Source organism: Leptolyngbya sp. Heron Island J, from assembly GCF_000482245.1.
Taxonomy (GTDB): domain Bacteria; phylum Cyanobacteriota; class Cyanobacteriia; order Phormidesmidales; family Phormidesmidaceae; genus Leptothoe.
In genome coordinates this window covers 65273-91966 of record NZ_AWNH01000040.1, presented here as the reverse complement: position 1 = coordinate 91966, position 26694 = coordinate 65273, and the positions used below count along the sequence as shown (strand labels likewise).

The window sequence follows — 26694 nt, the reverse complement described above, 5'->3', positions numbered from 1 at the left end:
CATGTTCACGGCCTACTGCCAGCTACTCCGGCAGTTAGCCACCCCTGACGCCGACCAATGGCAATCAACCACCTGTGCGGTCGCCATTTCCCACCACCAACAGCAGCAGCGCACAGCGGTGAATCACACCGATGCCCCCCTCAGCTCTCACCTCCTCCATACCCCCTTTGTTCAGCAAGCCCAACGTCAGCCGCACCGCCTCGCTGTTATCACCCCAAAGCAAACCGTCACCTACGGGCAGCTGTGGCAGCAGGCCAATTATCTAGCCCATCACCTCACCCAGCTGGGTGCCCGGCCCAACCATCTGATTGCCGTCACCCTCGATAAGGGTGTGGAACAGCTCATCGCGGTGCTGGCCATTCTGATGGCCGGGGCGGCCTATGTGCCCATCGACCCCAGCCTGCCTCAAGCTCGCCGGGACTATCTCATCGAGCACACCGAGGTGCAGCTTGTCCTCACCAATGGTCATTGGAATGACGCGCTTCCCTGGCCCGTTCACCTCAAACGACTCTGCGTTGACCACACTCACGGACAGTGCGATACCCCCCTCAAGGTGGTTCAGGCCCCCACCGACCTGGCCTATGTCCTCTACACCTCCGGCTCAACCGGCACGCCCAAAGGCGTCATGATTGACCATCGGGGGGCCGTCAACACCCTCCTCGATATCAACCAGCGCTTCCAGATTTCCGAAACTGACCGCGTTCTGGGGGTATCGGCCCTGAACTTTGACCTGTCTGTTTATGACATCTTTGGCACCTTGGCCAGCGGCGGCACCCTGGTGTTACCCAAGGTGAGCGACCTGCCAGACCCCGACCACTGGCTCGAGCTGATGCAGACTCATCACATTACGCTGTGGAATTCTGTGCCTGCCTTGCTGCAACTCTTGCTCAATGCCGCCCAGGGCCACGGCGTCACCCTGGCATCCCTGGGCTCGGTGCTGTTAAGCGGCGATTGGATTCCCCTCAACCTGCCTCCCCAGCTCCACCACGTTGCGCCCGACAGTCAGCTGATTAGTCTGGGGGGAGCCACTGAGGCCTCCATCTGGTCTATCTACCATCCCGTTGACCAGGTCGACCCTCACTGGACCAGCATTCCCTATGGTCGCCCCCTTAACAACCAAACCTGGCACGTGCTCAATGAAGAGCTGCAGCCCTGTCCAACCTGGGTGGCAGGACAGCTCTTTATCGGCGGCGTTGGACTTGCCCAGGGCTACTGGCGCGATCAACACAAAACCCAGGCCAGTTTTATTACCCATCCATACTCTAAAAAGCGTCTGTATCGCACGGGAGATTTGGGCCGCTATCTACCCGATGGCTCCATTGAGTTTTTAGGCCGCGTCGATTTTCAAGTCAAGATAGGTGGACAGCGCATCGAGCTCGGCGAGATTGAAGCGATTCTGGCGCAGCATTCACGGGTACAGCAGGCCCTGATCACTGTCATCGGAGCAGCCCAAGAACAAAAGCGACTGGTGGCCTATGTGGTCTCCACAGATGAAGCTGCGCTGGAGATTAAGGAGCTACAGGAGTTTTTAGGTCAGCAGTTGCCCAGGTACATGGTGCCCGGTCTCTGGATGCAGCTACAGCAGCTGCCGCTGTCGGCCAATGGCAAGGTTGACCGCCGGGCACTGCCCGTTCCAGCGGTGCCAGAAGACACAGAGCAGACCTTTGTGCCGCCTCAGTCTCAGGTTGAAACAACCCTGGCAACCTTGTGGGCTCAGGTGTTACAGGTGGAGCGCGTGGGGCGACATGACAACTTTTTCTTCCTCGGTGGAGACTCCATCCTTGCCATTCAGTTTATCGGTAAAGCAAAGCAGGAAAATCTCCAGGTTACCCCCGGACAGCTGTATAGAAATCCGACTATTGCAGAACTAGCCCAGGTGGCAACGTCAGCCGTAACTCCGCCAATTAGTGAATCAGAATCACTGACGGGGGAAATACCCTTAACTCCAATTCAGCATTGGTTAATTGAGCAAAATCGCCCCTCTCTGCATCACGCTAATTTAGCCCTGCTGCTGCAGGCAAAGAGCACTTTAGCACCTGATTTGCTCAAAACAGCTTTTCAAGCCGTGTTTGAACATCATGATGTATTTCGCCTGCGGTTTGAAGTTCAAGGAGCAAAAGTTCAACAGTTTTTTATTGATCCTGGAGAAGAAATAAACTTTACACGGGTTGACTTATCAGCACAGTTAGCAGAGAAGCAGCGATTGACAATTGAAGAAATTTCAGACGACGTTCAGAGGAGCCTAAATCTATCAGCAGGTCCACTATTGCGAGCTGTATGGTTTGATCTAGGTCCTACGAGACCGGCTCGACTACTGATTGTTGCTCACCATTTAATCGTTGATGGAGTCTCTTTGCGCATTTTAGTTGAAGACCTACAGAGTGCCTATCAACAGCTAACGCAAAATGTTCCGATCCAATTAGCTGCGAAAACAGCTTCTTACCAGGCATGGTCTGAACAACTAGCTATACATGCGCGTACTCATGCGGTACAGCAGGAACTAACCTATTGGCTGGAGACGTTGCCTCAGCAGATATCCCAGCTTCCCTCTGACTATCCAAATGGAGTTAATAGTGAAGCCTCGATCAAGCAGGTTACGCGTTCTTTTACTAAGGAAGAGACTGATTTTCTATTGCGGAAACTGCCACGTGCCCATGATGCGCAAATTCATGAAATTTTGTTGGCAGCCTTGTCATATACACTCTGTAATTGGATGAAAAGCCCCTCAGTTCTGATCAATCTTGCTGCTCACGGACGAGAAGCGGCACTTTCAAGTTTAGACGTGACTCGCACTGTTGGTTGGTTTAGTTCAACGTATCCAGCTTATTTTGATTTAGATAATTCTCAACCTTGGGAGCAGGTATTGGCATACGTCACTAAGACGCTCCGTCAAGTACCCAACCATGGCAGTGGCTATGGGTTACTGCGTTATCTATGTCCCGATGTGGCCAGTCAGCTCCGTTCCCTCCCCCATGCTGAGGTTGGCTTTAACTATTTTGGCCAGTTTGATCAGAGTCTTTCTGAACATTCCTTATTCCAAATGGCGTCGGAGTCCTTTGGTTCTATTTTTTCACCTGAGGGAACTCGCACTCATGTGATTGATGTAACCGGATTTATTACCCAGGGAATTTTACAGATCAACTGGGTTTACAGTGAGAACATACATCATCCTGCCACGATTGAAACCCAAGCAAACGTATTTATGGACCAGGTACGTAGACTGTTTTTCTAAACCAGAGAAGATATTTCTAGAACGAGGAACATAGATGAGTAAAACAAGAACTATCGGTGTCATTGGTGCTTATGGGCAAACGGGGGTCGTTGTTGTCAGTGAGCTCCTAAAAAGAACCGACTGTACCCTGCTAATAGGGGGAAGAGATACCCAAAAAGTTCATCATCTAGTTCAGGTGATGGGCGAGAGAGTTACCGGAAAAGTTATCGATATTGACGACAGGGAAACACTTTCAGAATTTTGTGCAAGCTGCGCGATAGTCGTTAACTGTGCAGGTCCTTCGTATGCAATTCTTGACAAAGTTGCTCAAGTAGCAAAAGAATACAACTGTCATTATGTTGATCCAGGTGGCTATGAATATGTTTTAGAGCAGCTCCAGCCTGATCAAACTGAAATCGTAGACAAAAAGCTCTCTTTTCTACTTTCTGCCGGTTGGATGCCAGGATTGCTGGAAATTTTTCCAATGTATGTTGAAGCCTGCGCTGTCCAGTATTTTGATGAGCTTAATAGCTTGGATATATACTACGGTGACCCAAGCGCTTGGTCCATTGCCGGAGCGTTGGACCAGGTAGATTTTATTCAAAGGTATAGCCACAAAAGTACGGGTATATTTAGCCACGGTGAATGGCAACCTAAGAGCTTTCTGAGTGCCGCTCCGACTGTAGCGCTGCCCAAGCCTCTGGGTAAGCAAAGAGTATTTCTGCAAGCCTTTCCAGAAATCAAACAGTTTGCAGCACAGAGAGATTTTTATCAAAGAATCGGCAGTTATGTTGGTTTAGTCAGTACAAACACCATACTAACCAGCCTCTATATCAAGCTGTTTATGAAGAACAGACCGCTGCTGGCAGCCCGTCGGCTGCAGGCCGCTTACAAAAACGATTTTGAGCGGAGCCAGCGAATCGGAGGGTTCATCATCGCCATGATCGATGGGACAAAAGACCGGCAGTCTCAGCAGGTAATCGGAACGTTATTCGAGAAAATGCATTATTGGATTACGGGACTAGTACCTGCGATCGCAGTAGAAATGCTCTTGAAAGATCAAATCACCAAGCGGGGGTGCCACTACTTGCATGAGGTCGTCGATCCTCACTACTTTATGTCTGAACTCTTCAAGGCAGGAGTCCAATACGACATCCAAACGTCTGCCACGGCTTCTCCAAAAGTTTCAGCAGTTTAATTTTTCTGGCTAACGTAATGACACATCTATTCCCATCTCTCACGTCTCAATCAGTTGCTAAATTCTATGATCAAACCTGGGTTGGAGCCCGCATGAACTGGCTAAATGAAAAGAACTTAGCTCTGCATCTAGGCTATTGGGATGAAAACACTCAAAACCACTCAGAATCTCTGTTAAATATGAATCGAGCAATGGCGTCTCAAGCCATCATTTGTCCAGGAGAGCGAGTTTTAGATGCAGGCTGTGGATTTGGAGGAACAACCTTATGGTTGGCTGAAACATGCTCTGCCCATGTAACAGGCATCAATCTATCGGGGGATCAAATCCGTCGAGCGAAACACTACTCCCGTAAACGTAGGTTAGAGAACCAAGTTACTTTCGAGCAAAAAAATTATTTAAAGACCGGTTTTCCAAACAACAGTTTTGACGTGATCTGGGCACAAGAGAGTATCTGTCACGCCGAAAATCAACCAATGTTCTTGCAGGAAGCCTACCGCATCCTAAAGCCAGGTGGACGACTCATTATTGAAGACTGCTATCTATTCAACCGTACCTACTCAGACTCAGATGAAAAATTACTACAGACCTGGTTCTCAAACCTGTTTACGCCTAAACTTCCTACATCCGAACAGTTTATCAATTGGGCTGAAGGAAGTGGATTTAGACAAATCACTCTAGAAAATATTTCAAGTTATGTCGCACCTTCCTACGAGCGCATTGAAAGAATGCTAGTTCTCGGGTACCCACTGGCAGCTATTTTACGAGCTTTACGCCTATATTCTGACATGCAGTATAGATATACCTGTGGTATGCGGGCACAGCAAAAAGCTTTTCAAAAAGGACTGTGGTTTGTGGGTCTTTGTCTTGCCCATAAGCCCAGCTAAACAAGAGATTCCTCTCGATAGCCCTGCAACCCCTGATATTCAAGCAGAGCTAGCTGCTCTCAAACCCCTATTATAACGGTCCTAAGACTGTATTATTGGCTATGAGTAATTCCCTGAAACCTAACAATCCCACATCGGATCGGGTGTTTCGTGCCCTGAAAGAAGCGCGATCGCAGCTAGAAGCGATTGAACAGGCCCGCAATGAACAGGTAGCCATTATTGGTATGGCGGGACGATTTCCAGGGGCAGACAGTTTGGAAGAATTTTGGAGTCTGCTGGTTCAGGGTGAGACCGGCATTCGTATGCTGTCAGAAGCAGAACTATTGGCAGCCGGAATCCCTGAAAGCACCTTCAAACAGCCCAACTATGTGCCTGCCTATGCTAGCTTTACCGACCCTACCCAGTTTGATGCTCGGTTCTTTGGCTATTCTCCCCGCGAGGCGGAGCTGCTCGACCCCCAGCACCGGGTGTTTTTAGAATGCGCCTGGACCGCCCTAGAAGATGCGGGCTACGACAGCCAACAATATAATGGCACCATTGGTGTCTATGGCGGTGCCGCCCTTAACAACTATGTAATCAATCTGCACTCCAACCCAGCGGTACGAGATTCGACAGACCCGGTCCAGGCGGTGGTTAGCAATGTCATGGGGCTAATGCCCACCCGAGTCTCTTATCAGTTAGACCTGACAGGACCGAGCTGCGGCATCCAGACGGGCTGTTCCACCGCCCTGGTGGCCATTCACACCGCTTGCCAAAGTCTCCTCAACCACGAGTGCGACATGGCCCTAGCAGGCGGTGTCACCGTCAGTAACGCCACCCCCCAGGGGTACACCTATCAGCCCAACAGCATTGCTGCGCCAGACGGTATGTGTCGAGCCTTTGATGCCAGGGGACAGGGCACCCTGTTTGGCAACGGTGTGGGTTTAGTGGTGTTAAAGAGATTCCAAGCTGCCCTACTCGACGGCGACCATATTTATGCCATCGTGAAGGGCTCGGCAATTAATAATGACGGAGCCGATAAAGCGGGTCTGACCGCACCCAGTATCTCGGGTCAGGCTAAGGTGATTCAAGCCGCCTTGGACCAGGCAGGCATTGCCCCCAACACTGTTAGCTATGTGGAAGGGCATGGCACTGGCACTCCGCTGGGGGACCCCATCGAAGTAGCGGCCTTAAACAAAGTATTTAACTATCCTGAGACAGAACAGTTTCGCTGTGCATTAGGCTCGGTAAAAACAAATCTTGGCCATCTGGATGCGGCAGCGGGAGTGGCTGGGCTGATTAAAACAGCATTGGCGTTAAAACATAAAGTTCTCCCGCCCAGTTTAAATTTTGAAACACCCAACCCCAACATTGACTTTGACCAGGGGCCGTTCTTTGTGAATCATGAGCGGATCGATTGGAGCAGCGACAACCCCAGACGGGCTGGAGTCAGCTCCTTTGGCATGGGGGGCACCAATGCCCATGTGATTTTAGAAGAAGCGCCGATGGTGGTCTCTAGAGAGACAGCATCTCGCCCCTGGCAGCTGGTGATGCTCTCCGCCAAAACGCCAACGGCGTTAGATCAAATACGCCATAATTTGGTCGCTCAGCTGCGTGCCGATGCTGATTTGTCCCTGGCTGATGTGGCCTACACCCTACAGGTGGGACGTCGTGCCTGGCCCCATCGTCAGGTCTGTCTGTGTCAGACCACTGCAGAAGTAACCGAGCTGTTATCTAACCCTGACTCTCCACTCCAACTCTCCGATACAGTCGAGCAGCCTAATCGTTCCATTGTGTTTATGTTCTCTGGCCAGGGCTCTCAACATGTCAATATGGCCTTAGACCTATACGAGTCAGAGCCTGTTTTCCGCCAGAGCGTTGATCAATGCGCCAGCATTCTTGGCGACAGATTTCCACTTTTAGCAGCACTGTATCCTCCCTCCCTCCCCCATTCACATTCGGCTGAGCTCACGCCGAAGCCCACTTACCCGCTGTCCCACACTGCCAATGCCCAACCCACTCTCTTTGCCATAGAATATGCCCTGGCTAAAACCTATCTTTCATGGGGTATTCAGCCCCAGGCTTTAATCGGTCACAGCTTGGGTGAATATGTGGCTGCCTGTGTGGCTGGTGTGTTTTCTCTAGAGGATGCTTTAACGCTGGTTCTGCGGCGAGGACAGCTGATGCAGCACTGTACGCCGGGGTCGATGCTGTCGATATTGCAGCCTGCAGAGGTTGTGCGATCGCACCTCCCACCCAATGTCGAAATCGCCGTTATCAACAATCCTCAAACTTGCGTCGTATCCGGACCAACTGGGGTCATAGCAGAACTCAAAAATCAGCTAGAAACCCAGACAATTCCCTGCTGTTTGCTAGAAACCTCCCATGCCTTCCACTCTGCTCTGATGGAGTCGGCCCTGGCTGACTTTAAGCAGGTGCTGCAGCAGGCTACCTTTAACTCCCCAAATATCGACATTATCTCCAATGTCACCGGTACCTGGCTTACGGATACAGAGGCCACCAGCCCCGACTACTGGATGCGTCATCTGCGTCAGGCAGTGCTGTTTAGCCAGGGGATAACCGAATTATTAACGCTCAACAATCCCATCTTTTTAGAACTGGGTCCAGGGCACACCCTGACTCAGCTGGTTCAGCAGCATGCGTCCTCAAAGCCATCTGCAGAGAATAGGGTTTCCGTGATTCAGTCCCTCCCCCACCCCCGTGAGAACAAACCCGATACCGTCACCTTGATGACCGCTCTGGGCAAGCTCTGGCTGGCGGGTATTGTTATCTCCTGGGCCAAGTTTTATCAGTTTGAAAACCGGCACCGGTTGCCCCTACCCACCTATCCCTTTGAGCGAGAGTCCTACTGGATTCCGTTAGCAGAGAATACGACAACCCACCAACCCACAAAACCCGATCAGCTTACCAATGAGAAGACCGTTGATATGGCCGACTGGTTTTATCTGCCCTCTTGGAGGCGTTTACCCATTACCCACCAATTATTTTCGAAACAGCTTGACGAGTGCTGGGTTGTGTTTGCAGATAACATTGAGCTGTGGCAGCCGCTGACCAACCTGGTCAAAGAGATTATCTGGGTTACTCCCGGTTTAGAATTTGCAACGACAGACAACATCTACACTCTGCAGCCAGAGCAAACAACCGATTATCAACAGCTCATTAAGACACTGCCAGCCCCCTCTCAGATCATCTACGGTTGGGGACTGTCGTCTAATTCTGTGGATACCTTTCAATCGCTGTTGTATCTTACCCAGGCACTGACATTAAAGGATTTAACAGATTTAACCCTCACCGTAGTCACCCGAGAGGTACAGCCCGTCATCGGTGGTGAATCCCTCAACCCTGACCAAGCCCAAATTCTTGGCCTCTGTCAGGTAATTCCCCAAGAATATCCAGAACTGTGCTGTCGCCATATTGATCTAGCCAATTTGACTGTTGATCTTAAGGCAGTTACCCAGGAACTCTGTCAGGACTATATGCTTGAACATCGCCTAGTAGCCTATCGCTACGGTCAACGATGGGTGCAAACCTATGAACCGCTGCCCCTGCCGGAACAGTCTCCTACGTTGCTAAAACAGGAGGGCACCTATATCATTGCGGGTGATTTAGTCGATGATTTCGGGATGATTTATGCCCAGGCGTTAGTTAAAAACCTCAAGGCTAGACTAATTTTAATAGGTCGTCCAGGTTTGCCAGCAGTCAGGGATTGGGAAAAGTGGCTGGACACCCATGGGGCCAATCACAGCGTCAGTCGGCTAATTCGCAAGCTGCAGTCTCTGGGCACTGCAGGAAAAACATTTCTCTGGTCCAGTGGCGATCTAACCGATGCGGGCTGGGTAGAAGCTACGGTTAACCAGGGGATTACTACATTTGGTGAGGTTACAGGCGTATTCCATACCGATGTGATGGGAGATCAGGCTAGCTGTGCGATCGCACAGCTAGATCCTAACGGCTACCAGCGGATCTGCCGCACCAAGGTTCAGGGCATGCAAATACTACAACAAACCCTCGCTAATCATCCGGTTGACTTCTATGTGCTGCAGTCATCTCTATCGACGGTTGTTGGCGGTGTTGGGTTTGCCGCCTATGCTGCCGCCAATAGCTATTTGAATGCTTTAGCACATCAGCAGTCATCATCCACCCAATGGCTAAGCCTTAACTGGGATGCCTGTGAGCTACAAGAAACGATTGAGAGCGCTAACTCCACACTCATAGCCTCAGCCCTATCTGCCGATGACGTATGGCAAACCACCCGGCGGGCATTGGCTCAAGCCAACTGCCAACAGCTCGTCATTTCTCCCCACGATCTACAGCTCCGCATCAAAGAGGCATTTACACCTTCTCCCCATAGACAAAGAGAGCCATCCGGAGAAAATGGCTGCATACGCTCGCCCCGCTCTCACCCCCCTCTATGTTGCCTCCAGAAATGATATTGAACAAGTCGTAGCTCAATCCATGGGAGAGCTTTTGGGCATCAAAGCGGTCGGTATTAACGACAATTTCTATAAACTGGGGGCCATTCTCTGTGGGGATTCCAGTAGCTCTACGAGCGAGCCGCCGCTATGTAACCGACGAATTGTTTCAGCAAACAGCGGCGCAGTATCTAGAATAGTCAGTTTTTCCTTAACTTCACTGGCAGTTAACCGGAATGGGGCGATCGTATTGGTAATGATAATTTTCTCAAGATCTGGGGTGGCCAAAATACGATTAGATTCCTTGGCAAAGACCCCATGGGAAGCCGCTGCGTAGACTTTAAGCGCCCCTTTGCTACGACAGGATCTGGCTGTTCGAGCTAATGTGGTGCCGCTGCTGATCAAGTCGTCAATGATAATGGCAACGCGGTCTTGAATCTCTCCTACAATCATGTCTCCAGACACAACACCTGAGCTACGATATTTTTCAGCAAAGGCGATGGGGATATCTTGGTGTATTTTCTGGCTCAATGTTTTCCGAAAGGCTTCGGAGCGCTTCACACCACCAAAATCAGGGGCGACTACAACTGCTGGATGGTCACCGATCAAAGGCACAAAGTGCTGTACAAACGTATTTTTGGCCTCTAAATGTTCAGCCGGGCAGCGAAACGCATTTTGATAGGCGGCTAGGTTATGGACATCCAGGGTAACGATGCGATCGCACCCCATTGCCTCAAACAGATGAGCAATATAGCGAGTCGTCACCGGATCGCGAGCCTTGGTCTTACGATCTTTGCGGGCATAGCAAAGATAAGGGACAATAGCTGTGACTCTTTCTGCCGCTGCATCTTTGAGCGCGCCAATAAAGAAGAGTAACCGGCAAAGCTTATCATTAACACTGATACCGGCCTCACCATAAAGAGACTGGATAACATAAACATCTTGACCACGCACATTGATCAATGACCGAGTTTTATGCTCACCATCTTCAAAGTCTCTCTCTTCATGATGGCTTAGGGTAGTCCCCAGATGTTCTGCGACGTTTTTACCAAATTCTCGACTGGTATTTAAGCTAAAAATTCGAATAGCTTCATCATTCATGGCCACATCTCCTAGATATACCCATTTTTACCGTAAGCCACAAATCTGAGGACCGTATGAAGAGGCTACGATAGCGGTCTAGAGTAAAACATCCTCCCTCACAAAGTCCTCAGATTGTTTACCTAGTATTAGATGGGGTCTTAGGGGACTCAAGCTTATGCTCAATATTATTCGTTACAGCCAAATTGTCGGTTTGGTTGCAGTAGATGGTGCAACCGCTGAATATTTGGGAGAGATACAAGACGTTTGGGTTAATGACGCAGGGCAAATTGTTTATTTATCCTGCCCTCGAGGATATATTCCCTTATTACAGGTGGCTGGGGTCAGCACCCAGGCCGTGTCTACCTATGGACACTTAGCCGTCACTCCTCCCAGCGGGCTGCATCGTCTGCATCAATTACCGGTACAATCACCCCTACAACAATCCAGGGGTCGGATTGAGGATTTTCTATTTGATTGGCATACCGGGGAGATTGCAGCCTATATCTTGACCGGAGACATTGCTGCACCTGCTAGTAAACCCACACTTCAGCGTTTTGCTACGAGTGAGGTGCCAACAACACACCATCGCGTGGTTTTAGCTCCCGATGATGTGAAAACGATTACCGTTGACGCCATAGTGCTTGAATCGGATGTGACTGACCGTTTCCGCAGTGAGGCTGAGGGACTCAAGGACTTTCTTAGTGAAAAACGACATCCGGTGCGACAGTTAGTGCATGAACTGAGTGATCGCCTCCACGATTTGGTTTCGCCCCATGATCCACCCGAGGTGGTGCGCGTCAAAATTAAAACCGTGGGGGATGAGATGGCGGCGTACCACGATCATCAAGCCTTGAAGGAGGCAATTGATTTTCTCCACACTCAGTGGGAAAGTTTGCAACAGCAGATCCGTCGTGCTAGCAACCGGGCCCAGCATGCGCTGGAATCAGCTTGGGAGCATCTCACTGGCAAGCCGTCGTGAAGGTGAAGAGGTGAGTATTATGAAGACTCGATTTCGCGATCGCACCCATGCGGGCAAAGAGCTGGCAAATCAGCTCACAATCTATGCTAATCGCTCCGATGCGATTGTTTTAGGTCTCCCCAGGGGCGGAGTACCGGTTGCCTATGAGGTAGCAAAAGCGTTGAACTTGCCTCTGGATATTTGTCTGGTTCGTAAACTGGGGGTGCCAGGACACAAGGAACTGGCGATGGGAGCAATTGCCTCTGGAGGGGTGCGCGTCCTCAATTATGACGTAATCAGCTGGTTAGCCATTGCTGACAAGGCGCTTGAGCATATAGCTGATCGAGAACTGCGGGAACTGCAGCGACGTGATCGAGCTTATCGGGGAGATCGACCACAGCCGGAAGTTTGCGATCGCACCATCATCTTGGTTGATGACGGATTGGCCACTGGAGCAACAATGCGGGCGGCCATCGCAGTTTTACAAAAACAACAGCCAAAAGAGCTTGTGGTAGCAGTACCCGTGGCTCCACTGGCTGGATGTAAAACCCTAGAAACGGAAGTAGATAAGGTCGTATGTTTAAGCAATCCCGAGCCATTTTATGCAATTGGTCTCTGGTACAAAAATTTTGCCCAAACTACAGATGAGCAAGTACGGAATCTCCTAGCCAAACAATTGGCAACTGCGTCATGACCACAACATCGTGGAGGATACTACCATGGGAACCCTTACAAAAATTAAAAACAAAAACAATCATGAACATCTAGTTGCGGTACAAGCTGGCTCAGTCACCTTAAGCGGAAATCTGGTCATTCCCACAGGTGCCCAGGGTATTGTCCTGTTTGCCCATGGCAGCGGCAGCAGTCGCCTTAGCCCCCGCAACCGCTACGTAGCTAAGGTTTTAAACGATGCGGGCTTAGGGACGTTACTTTTTGATCTGCTCACCTCACGAGAAGAGAGTATCGACCGCCATAGCCTTCACCTTAGGTTTGACATTGGTCTCCTCGCCTCTCGACTGAAAGGAGCCACCGACTGGATCGCTCAGCATGCCAAAACCCATAGGCTCAACATTGGTTATTTTGGTGCCAGCACTGGCAGTGCGGCGGCGTTGATCGCCGCTGCTGAGAAACCGGACATGATCAGTGTCATTGTTTCACGGGGGGGACGTCCGGACTTAGCAGGCACGGCCTTAACACGGGTTCAAACGCCTACGCTACTGATTGTGGGGGGCAACGATCCCATGGTAATCGACCTAAATCAGGACGCATTTGCGAAAATTTCCGCTGAGAAACACCTAGAAATTGTCCCCGGTGCCACCCATTTATTTGAAGAATCTGGTGCGCTAGAACAAGTTGCCCAATTAGCCAGTCAGTGGTTTCAAAAGCATCTCAATGCTGCCAATACTGCATCATGATGACAAAAAGACAATCTGCATTGGTCTGTTCCTATAAGACGAATAAACCACCCTCCTGAGATTTCTAGGAGAGTGGTTGGCATGAATCATGCTGTGTAACCAGATGACTATCAAAGAGCACCAAAAACATGACCAATACCGATGATGAAACCGACCTCATCGCCATCAGCGAATGGTTGATAGTTGATGGCTCCATTAACGGCCCATTGATCACTAATGAAATAATCTCCCCCGCCAGTCAAAGCAAATTCGACGGTACTGTCATCACCGAGGTCACCACCAATACCTAGACCTGCAAACGGATAAAGCTTACCGTCGCGGTCTAAAGAATTGAAATCGTAGGTGATTGGCAAAACATAGGCAACATCTTCGCCATCATCAAAGTCGAAGTCTGTTGCGACCGATGGTCTAACCGAAAGGTGATCGTCAATGATGAGTTTCCCATTTAAAACAAAACCATTGTCGCCACCGCCTACACCAACATAGTTGTAATCAGGCATTTCCTGAGCCGATGCTGCTAGTGGTAGAGATAGTAAAGCAGTGGTAACAAGGCCTACAGGAAGCCACTTGAGATTGTGTTTCATAATCCTCACTCCCCAGAGCAATGAAGTGTCATGTAGAGAAATGAACCCTTCACAGCCTGCTCTTTTGAGATTGTTGCGATTGAAGGTCATTGCGTTAGGCTGACCTATCAGTTCGCGAGGTCAGGCATGTTGAAGCTGACTGGTTGAAAGACACCTGTCTCGCATCAGCCAGTCTTTCTCTAGTCTGCTTTAAGTATATCCTCAACCAATGAGGACTTTGTCAGGCAATAGGACGCTTTCCAAAGTGTTTTTAAGAATTACGATGAAAACCTCATAACTTACTCAACTTTGTACGCTATGGTTCACCTGACTCTAGGGCGCTGTTGTCATATGTCGAGATTGAAATGATGGCTGTTTTTATCACCTCCCCGACGTCCGGGTTTCAAGAAATTGATCAGACCGCTGATTGGGCCTATCGGGTGTGGGCGGACAACATTGATTGTGCAACGGCCTAACCCCGGCTAGATGCGTTGGTCAATGTTCTCTATAGAAACTACCCCAGTGGTGTTGGCAGATGTAGTGGGTGTGGGAAAAAGAACTAGGGTTTCTGTAACGAAAAGTAAGCTTGAAGCCTTTTGCTCTGAAGATTTCTAAATTTTACACCATACTGAAAGAGACACCTTGAGATGGCAGGTGGCAGTTTTTATGCAGAGCATTCCATTTTGTCGAGATCGACTGCATTTTAGCTCTGTGAGCAAAAAGCTAGTGGCTAGCTTGCTGGGGTTGCTGTTGCTGTTTGTTTGCATTACTGGCTCCATCGCCTACGCCCAATCTGCTCAAAACCCATTAGAACAACCAAAAGGCTATCCGGTTGTATTACAAGATGAGATCTTATTTCACATCGAAACAGGCATCGCCTCCTTTCCAGCTTCTTTTCGAGCTAGGGTCATTTCAGAACGAATTGAAGCATTTGCGAAAGCACCTCAGCGCGATATTGACGGATTACAAATTGTTAATGATGAGCAGGCCGAAACTACCAACATTCTTGCAGGTGAAGATGTTGTTGCCACAATTACGCCTGCAGATGCGGCTGCGGCTGGTATAGCTCGACAGGCCCTGGCCCGGCAGCACCTTGAAGTAATCACAGCAGCCGTTATCGAGTTTCGGCAAGCCTCTAGCGCTAGAAGTCTGACGTTAGGAGTTATTTTTACACTGATCCTGACGCTAGCATTGATTATCTCTGTAATTGTGCTCAATCGAACCGTTTTTCGTCTCAGTCAAACATTCAGAACTTGGCAGGGCACAAGGATTCGGGGACTCAGATTATTCCGCACCGAAATCATTCCTGCTAACCGTATGGCTGATTTCTTCTCGGAGTTAATCAAGCTGGCTCGCCTCGCACTCTTCGTATTTTTGCTAGTTGGTTACGTTAATTTAGTGCTGAGTTTTTTCCCGTGGACTAAAGCATTATCGAGAAAAATCTTCATCTATTTTGGGACGGCAGCCTATACCCTCTGGAGAAACTTTGTTGGCTATATCCCCAATCTCTTCTTCATTATCCTAATTATTTTTATTACTTCTTACACCCTCAGGTTAATTCGATTTATCTTCGCTGAGATCCGCCGGGGGACAATCGCGATTCCAGGGTTTTACCCAGAATGGGCGAAACCTACCTACAATCTTTTGCGGTTTACCATTATCGCCTTTGCCGCAGTCATTATTTCCCCCTACTTGCCTGGGTCTGATACGCCTGCTTTTCAAGGTATTTCAATTTTCTTGGGGGTTCTTTTCACCCTGGGCTCCAGCGGTGCAGTAGCCAACTTTGTCTCCGGGATTATCTTGACCTACAGCCGTGCCTTCATAATTGGAGATCGAGTGAAAATTAGTGAAACTATTGGCGATGTGGTTGAGAAAACTTTACTAGTTACTCGTATCAAAACACCTAAAAATGTAATTGTGACGATCCCAAACTCTATGATTTTAGGCAGTCACATCATTAACTACAGCAAATCGGTGAAGTTTGGGAAAGCATCCTCCTTGATTTTACATACCACCATTACTTTGGGATATGACGTCCCTTGGCGAAAAGTCCATGCCGTCATGATTGCAGCGGCTAAGATGACGGAACACATTTTGCCAGAGCCTGCTCCTTTTGTTTTGCAGACCAGCCTAGATGACTTTTATGTTAGTTACGAAATCAATGCTTATACTGACAAAGCCTCCCTGATGCCTCGTATTTATTCAGAATTGCATCAAAATCTGCAAGACAGGTGCAATGAAGCAGACATTGAAATTTTGTCACCCCACTACAGGGCTGTTAGAGATGGTAATCAGCTCACTGTGCCACCAGACTATATTCCAAAAGATTATGTTGCTCCTGGTTTTCGCGTGAATTCAGCTAACCAGTTTTGGCAACCGCTTAATCATCACCCTGAGACCTCAACTCATAATAAGTCGTAACTTCCCCCCATCTTCATCGATCAACAAACTGTTCGATCAACTGCTGAATCCGTCCATGGTGGGCTCCTTTCCAATAAAGTTGGCTGCAGTCCTGACACTCAAAGAATTCATGGTAAGACAGACGGGTAAAATGGGGCAGCCGATGATCAATAGTCTGTTTCTCTACCGGCTCTAGCAATCCATTACAGCGTGGACAGCGTTTTAGAGGAGCTACAGTCCCATGGAGACTGAAGCGATCTAACACTTCGCGTACCTGTGCCTTGGGATTACTTGATCTAACTCTGTAGCCGTAGATCACAATACTGCGTTTGAGGAGACCAATATCCTGGGTCAGCAAAATACGCTGTTGCTGGCTAGAGATTTGAGCCAGCACATCATCATCGTAGTCATTTTGATACAGGACATCAAAACCTAACAATCGCAGGTAGCTGGCTAGTTTACCTAGATGGACATCCAACACAAATCGGTGATTTGCGAGCGGTTTAGGACGCACATAAGAAATCGCATCAATCTCAGGAGATTCTGAATGGGGATAGGCACTGATAGAATCCCTGTTGTGCAGTCTGTAGGCAAAGCTAACAGAATCACCATTGACTAGAAGTAAATCAATTTCTGGATGGGGGACTCCTAGTGCTTCAATGGCATCCTTGATAGAGGCTCGATCTTTTACAGAGTGAGAAAATTCTATCTGCCTACGGGCAGGGATAAGAAAATCGTTCAAGCTTCCATAGAAACGAAAAACTGCCTGTGGCATTCTCTACTCGTAATTTCATAGTTATCTTCTAAGATTTTGCCAGTCTTGTAGACTTCGTGCTCGTATGAGCCAGCGTATCAGATCGCTGGTGGTGATAATCCCCTCTAACTTGCCATCGTCAGCTACCAAAACTCGTCGTGTGTCTGATTCTTCCATTTTTCTAAGGACATCGAGCATTTTTTCGTGCGATCGCACCACCACTCCCTTTTCAATCGGTGTCATGATATCCCGAACCGTATACTGATTCCACATTCAAAGATGGAATGCAGGAATCAGACCAAGTTGGTTAGGATACTGCCAAAATATCTGCTAGAAATCGCCGATCCTAATATGCTCAGAGAGCAGTTTCTTTAACTCCACAATATTCTCTTTCTCCTGTTGCTTCACCTTTCTCCAAAATGCTTGTATTGGCTCGTAGCCTTCAGCATTAGCAATATACTGGTCATACCGCCATAGTGCGTCTAACCTGCGGCTTAAATCATGAATCATATCGTGATCGTGGTCCTTAACACCGCGTGATTCTCCCAGGTGGGCCACTTCTTTCTCGTAGGTTTCTAAACTCATTGCCTATTCCTCTTACACGTACTTCAGAGGTTAAGTAACGATTATGAGGAACCTGTGAGGTAAAATCCGGTAGTGCTATTAGGAAAAGGATGAGGAAAAAGCAGCGAGATGTTCTTTCTTGAGTCGAAACTGCTCGTTGTAGTGATGGATAAAATACCAAATTGTAGCAATGTGATTTTCGAGCTTTTTCGAAAAGGATAACGTTTTGCGCACGAGTCGAGATACACGCTGCCGGAGAGTGTTGTTAAATCGTTCAATATAACTGGTATAGCCACTGTCCTTGTCCACAGGGCGATGACGTTTGCTGGGTAACTGGATAAGAACTCAACCGGTCTGTGTAAATCACAGCACATTGTCGATACACAGATGGTAGTGACCTCCATAAGGTCTGAGCTGACTCGCCACTGCGATCACCAATATGGACGCCCACAATCTCACGGGTCTCGGCATCCAAAGCCAACCAAACCTATTGGTCATTGCCTTTGTTATCGACAAAGGACCACAATTCTCTATCTGAACAGTTAGTCGCTTTTTTGGCTTATCGGTCACCTCCACCTGAGTCGGATCAGAGGTTCTCTCTACTCCATTTCCTTTATCCTTTCCTAAAGAGGATTACCAGAATTTTCCCTGTAGAATTAAATCATTTCAAATTCCTTTGCCAGAGAGACATTAAAATTAAGATAGCGGCATTTCTATATGCCTCTACTAGGGTAGGCCATACTTTTAAGGAGGCTATAACCAATGACAGCCCAGGAAAAGGAACTAAAAGAAATCGCCAGTCAACTGTTGGCAGGCATGCTGGCCAATCCTCATATTTATGCAATGGTCAGCGATGAAGAAGCTAGGGGACAGCAAGAGCAAATCTTACTCTCTAACGCCATTACGATGGCTGAAAAATTAATTGAAAAAATTGAACAGGTCCATAACAAAACAGTTGTAAGCTAGCTATAGTCAAATGGCTTCTTTACGATGCATCTATTCCAACTAAAATTTTCTTAAACACGGGTCTCTCGTGACTAACAGGCCGGTAGATTTATTTGTTTGGTTGCACGAAGGGAGAGATTACCGGACAGCTGCCACGGTTGTTGGTATCGGCGGCTGCACCTGTTCTCCAGCATGTTTTCGGTAGAGGTCGGCAAAATGCTGCTCGTATTGGGCAAGATCTTGCTCAATGGTGTCCATAATATCGACTGTCAGTGGATCCGTAAGCTGATTGCTGAGGCGATAGGTATCAGTAACACCAGTTTGCAAATCTCCTAGAACACGACGTAAAATGGCAATCTCATCCGTGGATTGAAGCCAACTCTGGAGGGCAGCATAGGCTTCGCTACCCACAGCTTGCCAGCTCACCTGTTCTTGGAATGCTGTGTGTAAACGATCTTCTAGCTGTTTCACATGGCGTCGTTTCAGATCAATGCTTGTCTGAAGCAGCTGGTGCAGATCGGCGTCCGTGACTCGATGCAGGTACTGTCTAAAGGCTTCTGTGGTGTATCGCTCTCCGATAATAGCGGTGTTTAAGGCCTGAACAATCTGGCGTCGGCTGGAACCACCCCAGGCTTTTCCCAACTCCCACCATTCATGATCTGATTCAGTAGTATCGGGTAAATCGGTACCTTTAATGGTGAGCCCGAGGTGTTTGAGTAACGTGGTGGTAAAAATGGGTAGATCTCCCGGACGTCGAGCGGTGATCAGATGGTCGTGCACAATCGTGGGCTTGTCTAAGTAGATTGCACCCGCGTTTTCGATATCTTTACGAATAGCTCGACACCCGGTCACTTGCTTGTTTTTGAGCTGGTCTACTTCGATTAATACCTGAGGCCCATGCCCCACCGCAGCAATCCATTTATCCTGGTTGATGGCATTCGTGACCAGGCGGACAACATTGGGATTAGTCCGAATGCTACCCCCCGGAATCACCAGGGCATCAAAGTTGTCGGCACTGACTTCGGTCGCCGTGGCATCGGGTTTAATCAGTACAGTCCCTCGATAGCTCTGATATTCCTCATTCATGCGTGAGCCCAGAACTGTAACGGTAGCCCCTGCCTTCTGTAAAGCAGTATGGGGAATCTGAAACTCCAGGTCTTCAAATTTGTTTTCAATTAGAATGGCTACTCTTTTTGGGGTTGATTCGCTGTTAGCTGCCATGATTTTTTCCTTCCTTGATTTAATTAAGAGCGTTTACTAAGACTGGATTGGAACGTAAGGAGATTGCACAAAAATAAAGTCCCAGGTTGAGGCTGTAGATGGGTGGATGAGTGATGGGGTAACGAGGGAATTATTATTTAAGCGCGGGAGCCTCACAACAGATTCACCAGGCTCATGCTTGCGATCGCAACAATCGTTAGACCTTACCCACATAGAGTAACGCTTCCTTGAACATGAATTACCTCTGTCCAAGCAGAGAAGATCGCCCCATTATTCACGGTAGAGAAAGAGTTTGAGAAACTTATGAGGAAAATTCGATTAATCAATAAGAAATTACAAGCATCGCAGCTCCAGAGAGGGATTTAATCTACAACTAAATCAGAAGCGTTTCAGTAAGGAGTTGCTATAATGATCACTCCACTCATGCTCAATATTGCCCCTATTCCTCCTCCGTTAGAACCACCACCAGACTTTGTTGTGCTGATAGCTGTGATCACCATTGCTATTGCAAGTATCGTCACGATTACCAGAGCACTCAGCAGCAAGCAGGCTTAGGCTCCATTAAAGGAGAACTAATCCGAAGGAATAGTAGAACCTATGGGCATCTGTAGGAACACCAGCTGAGTGTTCTACTTTACCCACAGACTTAGGGTTATGGAGAATCTTGCCTGAAAATTTGGGTCTTAAAAGTGCCATCATTTTGTTCAACATAGGCTGGGGCTTCTACAGGTGCCCCTTCCCCCGATGGCAAATTGGGGCAGGTGCGTTCGTAAGGGATGTCATTACCCATGAACTCCTGCCATTCTTTCATAGTCAGGTTGCGCAACACTTTCTTGCATACCATGTCAGCCAGTTCTCGAGTGCTGGTATTCCAGATACGGATGGTGTTGTCATCGCTACCCGAGGCCAGGGTCTTACCATCTGGACCAAACGCGACTGATGTCACGCTGCGCTCATGACCTTCCAGCACAACCGGAGGATCGTCCGGGTGATTCAGATTCCAAAGCCTGATGCTACGGTCATAACTGCCCGAAGCCAAGGTTTTACCATCTGGGCTAAAGACTACAGCACCCACCCAGGCTCTATGCCCCTTTAGAACCTTAGGAGATTGGCTAACATAGCCTTGATCAATTGTTTCAAGATTCCATAATCGAACATCCCAGTCATCACTGGCAGATGCAAGTCGTTTATTATCTGGGCTAAAGACAACTGACCACACCCGTCCTGAGTGATTTTGTAAGATGACTGGATCCGAATCAAGATTCTGCAAATCCCAGATCCTGATCCTATGATCATCACTGCCCGATGCCAGGAACCTGCTGTCAGGACTAAATGTCACCGATGTAACACTCCAATCATGGCCTTTGAGAACTTTCAACGGTGCATTTGGCTGCTGTAGATCCCAAAGTCTCACCGCCCGGTCCTGGCTCCAGCTGCCTGAAGCCAACATTTTCCCGTCAGGACTGAAAGCAACTGAACTTACACCATCCTGATGTCCTTGGAGAACGATAGGAACAGCTTTAGGATCCTGTAAATTCACTAAATATACTGTTCTGTCTTCACTTCCAGAAGCCAGCATTCGACCATCAGGACTGAAGGCAACTGCCATAACCTTGCCTTTGTGCCTATGTAGGATTTGAGAATCTATATCTGGCATACTCAGGTTCCACAACCGCACCGTATGATCATAACTGCCTGAAGCTAATTGTTGCTCATCCATACTCATCGAATTAAAGCTAACAGCAGTGACTGTATCAAAATGTCCTTTCAGGACGGTGGATTCAGTGCTAAACTGCTGCAAATCCCAAACACGAATCGTATTGTCCGAACTACCTGAAACAAGCTGTTCGCTATTTGTTGGATTGAAGGCTACTGAATTAACAGCAATGAAATGACCTCTGAGAATTTTAGGAGCGGCATGAAAATGTTGCAAATTCCAAAGTCTGATGGTTTCATCAGAACTGCCCGAGGCCAATTTCTGACCGTCAGGACTGAAAGCTACAGACAGAATGTCTCCCTTATGACCTTCAAGAATATGTGGATCAGTATCAAGCTGATCATCAAGATTCCAAAGCCTGACTATCGAATCTCCGCATCCCGATGCAAGTTTCTGACTATCTGGGCCAAAGGCAACTGAATAGACAGCTTGTTTATGCTCAAAGATATGAGTAGCGACTTTAGGCTGCTGTAGATCCCAAAGCCTCATTGTGTTGTCATCACTGCCCGAAGCCAACCATTTACCATTCGAACTAAACGCGACTGCATAAACCTTATCACTATGCCCTTTAAAGACTTGGGGAGGGTCTTTAAGTTGATTCAGATTCCATAATCTGACGGTTCCATCATCATGACCTGAAGCCAGATTTGTACAATCTGGGCTGAAGATAACTGAATTGACACGTTCCCCCTGCGCCTCCAGAATCTGGGGGGATGTCCCAAGCTGGTTAATAGGCCAAAGTCTGATTGTATTGTCCCAACTACCTGAGACAAGCCATTGACCATTTGAGCTAAAAGAAAGTGAAGATACAGCACTTTCATGACCTTCTAGTATTTGTTTACTACCAGACATGCTCAAATCCCAAAGTTTTATTGTGCCGTCGTAACTACCGGAAGCGGCGGTCTGGCCATTTGGGCTCAAAGCTACGGTAGACACTGGACTAGAGTGACCGTAGAAAATACTACTAAAATCATCAGTGCCAAGCACTTTCCCAAGTGCCTCATCTATCTGGTTCAAAATCTGACATTGATCTCGCTGGTTGAAAAGATAGGCTTGTCGTGCAATCAAAGCAGATAGCTCATCTTGCCGACGTTTCTGTTGATAAAGAGCTTGTATCGGTAGAGCTTGTTTAATATTGCGTATGTGTAGCTGCTTTTGTTCTTGTAGTTTTGTTTCCCAACGTACTAGTTCAATCTGCTCTTGAAACTGCTTCTCTAGTTCTTGTTTGTAAAGCTCTTGACGTAGCCAGCTCAAGATTGCTGGTGCTAAGACATCATGGAAGATTTCAAAACGTTCTTCTGCTTCCGATTGATTAGGGATGCGTCCAACTGGGCGTAAAATTCGAAAGTAGCCATGAGCTAATTTCTCCAGCATTGAGCTAAGTTGCTGTTGTCCGATGGGCAAAGAGGGTAGAAGTTCATAAATAGGAAAAGCAATTTTACTACCCTGTTGTGTTACTAATTCTTGAAAAATAATAACTGCACTCTCCTTCTCCTGCGGTGACAATGAGTTTATCTTACTATCGAAGTGATCTTTAACAATCTTTTGGGTGCCACCCAACCGTCTTAGTGTCTCTAATCGTAAGCAGTGCGAATCAAGACTCATTTCTTGCTCCCATAGACGGGTCATAACAAGTTGCAAGTATGGAGCCTCAATTTGTCCAGTTTGAAAGCTTTCAAGGCCAATGATGTCAAAATAACTAAGTCCTCTTTTAGTAGGTGTTTGACTGACCTGACTCAGTACCTCTTCTACCAGATCAGACTCAATACTAAATAACTCTCCATCCAATGATCGCTGGCGGCTATGATTTTCTCCTTCTGATTGTTCTCCCCTAAGATTTTCGAACCTAATGCCATTATCAAACAAATCGTCATCAAGCATTCTTAAATAATCACCATGCCAGTGATGAACCTTCCTCTCTAAAAGACTGTTAAGTTGAGTGAGACAGTCCTCATGGATAGAAATCAGAAAATGAACACTTAGGCTGACATCATTCACTGCACGTAGAAAATTGACAGCAAAGTCGTCTTTCCCATCTTCATTTGGGTGATACCGGAAATAGTCCTCAAACTGATCAAGGATAATGAACAACTTACCCTCACCTTTCTTGCCACCAATGAACTTTGTCCAAGTATGGAGTGCCTGAACGAAGTCCATTGGCTGCGGAAACAGCTGGAAATCCTGTTGACTAAGGAGGTCTTGAATGTCTATTTCAACCTGCCGCATAAGTCCAGCTAACGGATTATCCCGCCAGGAATCAAAAAATATAACTGCAGACTCAGGCCGAAGATTGTCTTTGAGGTGCTGTCTTAAAGTCTGCCTAAGGAAATGAACAACTCCTGCTTCAAGTAAAAAGCTCTTACCAACACAACCACCAGTCAGTAAGGTCAACCTTGAATTCTGCAAATTGTTAAGGAGAATTTGCAGGCGACTACATTGCTTAATAGGTTTAACAATCGCCTGCTGTGCTGAATCTATATCAAGATGCTTAAGGCGTAAGTAATTGCTAAACAAACCAGGAATACGTCCTTGAAATCGGTCAATTTTTGATAAAGCGTCATCACGCATAGAGATCAAAAAATTGACATTTAAACCAGGACGAGTAACCGCACAGGAAAACTCCTCAGCGAATTTATCCTCTCCAGATTCATCAAAATTATCAGCAAAATAATCCTCGAACTGGTCGAGAATAATTAGAAATTTACCCCTGGAAACCAACTGACCATTTTTATCTTTTTTGCCAATGAGTTCTGTCCATGTCTGTAAAGTTTCATCTAGATGACTAGAATGTGGCAACAACTCAGATATCTCAGCTTTGGCCTCTTGATATAGTTTAGTAACGTCTGCTTCAATCTGGCTAATTAGATCCGCCGTTGGATCGCTATGCCAGGAACGAAACATAACAACAACAAATTTAGGAGTACCATGATTCTTTAACTTTTGCTTTGCAAGTTCACGTAGATGATAAACAACACCGGCCTGAAGCACTGAACTTTTGCCTACACCACTAGATCCATAAAGTAATGTCAGTCGTGAACTTTTGAGACTGGAAATAATATTCCTTTGTAGCTTTTCTCGACCAAAGAAGAAGGGCGCATCGTCTTCAGAATAAGGTGCTAGTCCCCTGTAAGGATTGTGGTTTTTTTTTACTAATTCGTTATTCATGATAAACCTACCTCATATATAAATTGCTGAGATATATCCGCTCTAGTCACTCATAAAGTTCAGAGGAATTTTTTTAAATCAGTAATGTAATCTTCTAGTGATGAACCAAAGTATTTAACATTCGCTTGATCCCAAAGATACTGATCGAGTTCTTGAGGTCGATTTTGAATTGCCCACCAGGAGGGTCTATTTTTCTCATCTTTGTACTCCTGGTTTGGCCATATACGATGTAAAATGACACGTTCATCCCAGTGCCCCAAACCGTAGCCCAAAAACCAGATACTACTATTTTTTAATTCATCCAACAAAGTTCCTGGTATCCGGCCCTCTATAGTTGTTAAAGTTAAATAATTAATAAGGTGATCTTCAGTAATAGCAAAGTTTTCCTGCCGACTATGAGGCCAATTGACAGGACCATAAAGTTTTAAAATAACCGGGTAATCATTAAGATCTATATCTTCATCGTTCGGTACTTCAATAATATTTTGTTCTTCCTTAACCTGTTCTACTAGTCCCTTCTTATTTTGTCTAAACCTCTGATGCAAAAAACGATTCTGACTACCGGCATAGGACACCAAATCAAACGGTTGGTTCTCTTCTTGAAAGGCAGATTCTAAAGTACGATCAAAGTTAGCTGTTACAATGAGTTTTGGAGCTTTATATCGCTTCCAAAGTTGTGCCAAAAATTTATGCAGATCGTTAGGGGGATAATAATGTCTAAAAATAGAATTGATTGTGCTCTCAAGCATACCTATTCCGCCATAACCAAGATTACTAAGCTCTGATACATGCTGAGGTTGTAATCTTGTTGCAACTATTGAATTTGCTCTTATCGGACAATAGGAAGGAAGAGTTCTCTCTGTTGGATTACATAGTGGACATTGAATACCTGTCAAAAAATAATCTTTCCCTAATATTTTTTTTTCCAGAAAAACGGCTAACTCACTTCTACTTGGTGGGTAAAGACCTTCTATTTCCCAATTTACAGGATCAGATTGTCGATCATATAGGTTTATTCCTGAACCAAGGAAAGGGACAATTTCTCGATTTTGAATTGCCTCGGAAACCTCTTCAAAGTGATATGTATCTGGAATGCGAGTGGCAGGGAAAGGTTGAATCTGTTTTGAGGGATATAAATCAATCTCATAGTAGGAAGATGCAGTTAATCTATCTTTATGGAACCACATTGCATCAGCTTGCCATGCACCATTTTGTTCTATGCGTTTACGATTATAGATAGTTAACCTTTTGCCTTCCCATTTCAAAAGATTATATTGCAGTGGATAACCAGGAAACCATTTCTTGGTAGGTTTTCCAAATGTTCCCGCAGCAACTATATAGATCTTGCCAGAGATATCATGTCCATAATCCTCTTGGTTAACAATGCTGTATCTATAATCCTCAGCCTGAGCACGATGAATGTGACCATGAAGAATTAGACGAAAGCCATTCTCTGTCAGCTGTTGCGTAAATCCATGTTCATTAATGCGGTTTTCATCCGGACTATTTAAAGGATGATGCCATACAGCAATCTTTAGCTGGCTGCCCTTATACTTTGGATTTTGGCTAATTTCCTCAAGGGCGTTATTGAGGGCATAAGGATTGATATTAGCACGCGATTGATATTTACTATGGTGGTTCAATTGCCAAGCAGAGTTCAGTCCTAGAATCAGGCAATCATGCTCTGGAAAATATTGCAATTTATACTGTCGGTCGTATTCTAAATCATAGGATTTATCCGTCATAGCTTCATAGAAATCGCTGAAGTATTGAAATCTTCGCTTGTACTCTGTTTCGTCTGGAATATGAATATAGTCACCATCCTCAATAATACTCTTTTTGAAAAGCTGTTCTTTTTCTAACGAACCGTCATAGGATGTACGTTCTTTAATCTCATAGGCTTGTTTAGATAAATCCCAATTTAGATCGTGGTTACCTGGAACAATGACAACTTGATTTCGTTGGAGTTGAAATTCTGGAAGAAGACGATTAATAAAATGCTCTGCAGCTGCATATTCTTGAGAAGTAGATTTATTAGCAATATCACCTGAAATAATTAAGGCATCAAGGTGAGGAGATTGATTAGGCTCTAATTGGGATAGAAGATGATTTAAATCATTAGCCAGTTGACCATGCCAAAGATTAGCATCTTGCCTAGTAACCAAATGCAGATCTGAGAGATGAAGAACATACATAATTCTGAT

18 protein-coding genes and 1 pseudogene are annotated in these 26694 nt (G+C 46.8%); 10 read left to right on the top strand and 9 right to left on the bottom strand.

Features of this window, described 5'->3' with window-relative positions:
• The 4 genes from N836_RS51490 to N836_RS51485 all read left to right on the top strand — a co-directional run.
• On the top strand, positions 1–3232 hold a 3232-nt coding region (locus N836_RS51490; RefSeq protein WP_023072638.1), incomplete at its 5' end, for a non-ribosomal peptide synthetase.
• 34 nt (positions 3233–3266) lie between these two features.
• Positions 3267–4409: a saccharopine dehydrogenase family protein gene (locus N836_RS73260; RefSeq protein WP_023072637.1), complete on the top strand. Its 1143-nt coding sequence runs from the start codon at positions 3267–3269 to the stop codon at positions 4407–4409.
• A gap of 17 nt (positions 4410–4426) precedes the next feature.
• The gene (locus N836_RS0137955; RefSeq protein WP_023072636.1) at positions 4427–5293 is read left to right on the top strand and encodes an SAM-dependent methyltransferase; all 867 of its coding nucleotides are present in this window, start codon (positions 4427–4429) and stop codon (positions 5291–5293) included.
• Positions 5294–5394: 101 nt separating this feature from the next.
• Entirely contained in the window at positions 5395–9723 is a 4329-nt protein-coding gene (locus N836_RS51485) for a type I polyketide synthase (protein ID WP_023072635.1), read from the top strand.
• 72 nt (positions 9724–9795) lie between these two features.
• Here the strand turns inward: N836_RS51485 and N836_RS51480 are convergent, their stop codons facing one another.
• Positions 9796–10806, bottom strand: a complete 1011-nt coding sequence (locus N836_RS51480) for a ribose-phosphate diphosphokinase (RefSeq protein WP_023072634.1) — start codon at positions 10804–10806, stop codon at positions 9796–9798.
• 157 nt (positions 10807–10963) lie between these two features.
• On the opposite strand from N836_RS51480, the gene N836_RS51475 reads away from it, so the two are divergent.
• Genes N836_RS51475 through N836_RS51465 form a run of 3 tightly spaced genes read left to right on the top strand, consistent with a single transcriptional unit; the run spans position 10964 to position 13161 of the window.
• Complete coding sequence (locus N836_RS51475; protein ID WP_023072633.1) at positions 10964–11767, top strand: PRC-barrel domain-containing protein; 804 nt, start codon at positions 10964–10966, stop codon at positions 11765–11767.
• A gap of 19 nt (positions 11768–11786) precedes the next feature.
• Positions 11787–12440, top strand: a complete 654-nt coding sequence (locus tag N836_RS51470) for a phosphoribosyltransferase (RefSeq protein WP_031292661.1) — start codon at positions 11787–11789, stop codon at positions 12438–12440.
• 25 nt (positions 12441–12465) lie between these two features.
• Positions 12466–13161 (top strand): dienelactone hydrolase family protein, encoded by a 696-nt coding sequence (locus tag N836_RS51465; RefSeq protein WP_023072631.1) that lies wholly within the window; start codon positions 12466–12468, stop codon positions 13159–13161.
• A 110-nt stretch (positions 13162–13271) separates the two neighbouring features.
• Here the strand turns inward: N836_RS51465 and N836_RS51460 are convergent, their stop codons facing one another.
• Positions 13272–13835 (bottom strand): hypothetical protein, encoded by a 564-nt coding sequence (locus N836_RS51460; protein WP_023072630.1) that lies wholly within the window; start codon positions 13833–13835, stop codon positions 13272–13274.
• 555 nt (positions 13836–14390) lie between these two features.
• Here N836_RS51460 and N836_RS51455 point away from each other — a divergent pair.
• Positions 14391–16145 carry a mechanosensitive ion channel family protein gene (locus N836_RS51455; protein WP_023072628.1) on the top strand — a complete coding sequence of 585 codons (1755 nt, stop codon included), beginning with the start codon at positions 14391–14393 and terminating at the stop codon, positions 16143–16145.
• 13 nt (positions 16146–16158) lie between these two features.
• On the opposite strand, the gene N836_RS51450 is transcribed toward N836_RS51455, so the two are convergent.
• The 4 genes and pseudogenes from N836_RS51450 to N836_RS75795 form a co-directional block, all read right to left on the bottom strand.
• On the bottom strand, positions 16159–16899 hold the full coding sequence (locus N836_RS51450) for a Mut7-C RNAse domain-containing protein (RefSeq protein ID WP_023072627.1): 741 nt from the start codon (positions 16897–16899) through the stop codon (positions 16159–16161).
• A gap of 21 nt (positions 16900–16920) precedes the next feature.
• Positions 16921–17121 carry a CBS domain-containing protein gene (locus N836_RS51445; protein ID WP_161634965.1) on the bottom strand — a complete coding sequence of 67 codons (201 nt, stop codon included), beginning with the start codon at positions 17119–17121 and terminating at the stop codon, positions 16921–16923.
• A gap of 87 nt (positions 17122–17208) precedes the next feature.
• Positions 17209–17463 (bottom strand): hypothetical protein, encoded by a 255-nt coding sequence (locus tag N836_RS51440; RefSeq protein ID WP_023072625.1) that lies wholly within the window; start codon positions 17461–17463, stop codon positions 17209–17211.
• A 78-nt stretch (positions 17464–17541) separates the two neighbouring features.
• Positions 17542–18027, bottom strand: a pseudogene (locus N836_RS75795) (IS1 family transposase); the annotation flags it as partial.
• A 177-nt stretch (positions 18028–18204) separates the two neighbouring features.
• On the opposite strand from N836_RS75795, the gene N836_RS51435 reads away from it, so the two are divergent.
• The gene (locus N836_RS51435; RefSeq protein ID WP_023072624.1) at positions 18205–18408 is read left to right on the top strand and encodes a hypothetical protein; all 204 of its coding nucleotides are present in this window, start codon (positions 18205–18207) and stop codon (positions 18406–18408) included.
• Between the two features lie 117 nt (positions 18409–18525).
• Here N836_RS51435 and N836_RS51430 read toward each other — a convergent pair whose 3' ends face one another.
• Entirely contained in the window at positions 18526–19608 is a 1083-nt protein-coding gene (locus N836_RS51430) for a DJ-1/PfpI family protein (RefSeq protein WP_023072623.1), read from the bottom strand.
• Positions 19609–20016: 408 nt separating this feature from the next.
• Between N836_RS51430 and N836_RS76490 the strand changes: the two genes are divergently transcribed.
• Positions 20017–20163 carry a hypothetical protein gene (locus tag N836_RS76490; protein WP_023072622.1) on the top strand — a complete coding sequence of 49 codons (147 nt, stop codon included), beginning with the start codon at positions 20017–20019 and terminating at the stop codon, positions 20161–20163.
• A 97-nt stretch (positions 20164–20260) separates the two neighbouring features.
• On the opposite strand, the gene N836_RS73255 is transcribed toward N836_RS76490, so the two are convergent.
• Entirely contained in the window at positions 20261–24490 is a 4230-nt protein-coding gene (locus N836_RS73255) for an nSTAND1 domain-containing NTPase (RefSeq protein WP_023072621.1), read from the bottom strand.
• Between the two features lie 59 nt (positions 24491–24549).
• Entirely contained in the window at positions 24550–26685 is a 2136-nt protein-coding gene (locus N836_RS51425) for an SIR2 family protein (protein ID WP_023072620.1), read from the bottom strand.
• Between the last annotated feature and the right edge of the window lie 9 nt (positions 26686–26694).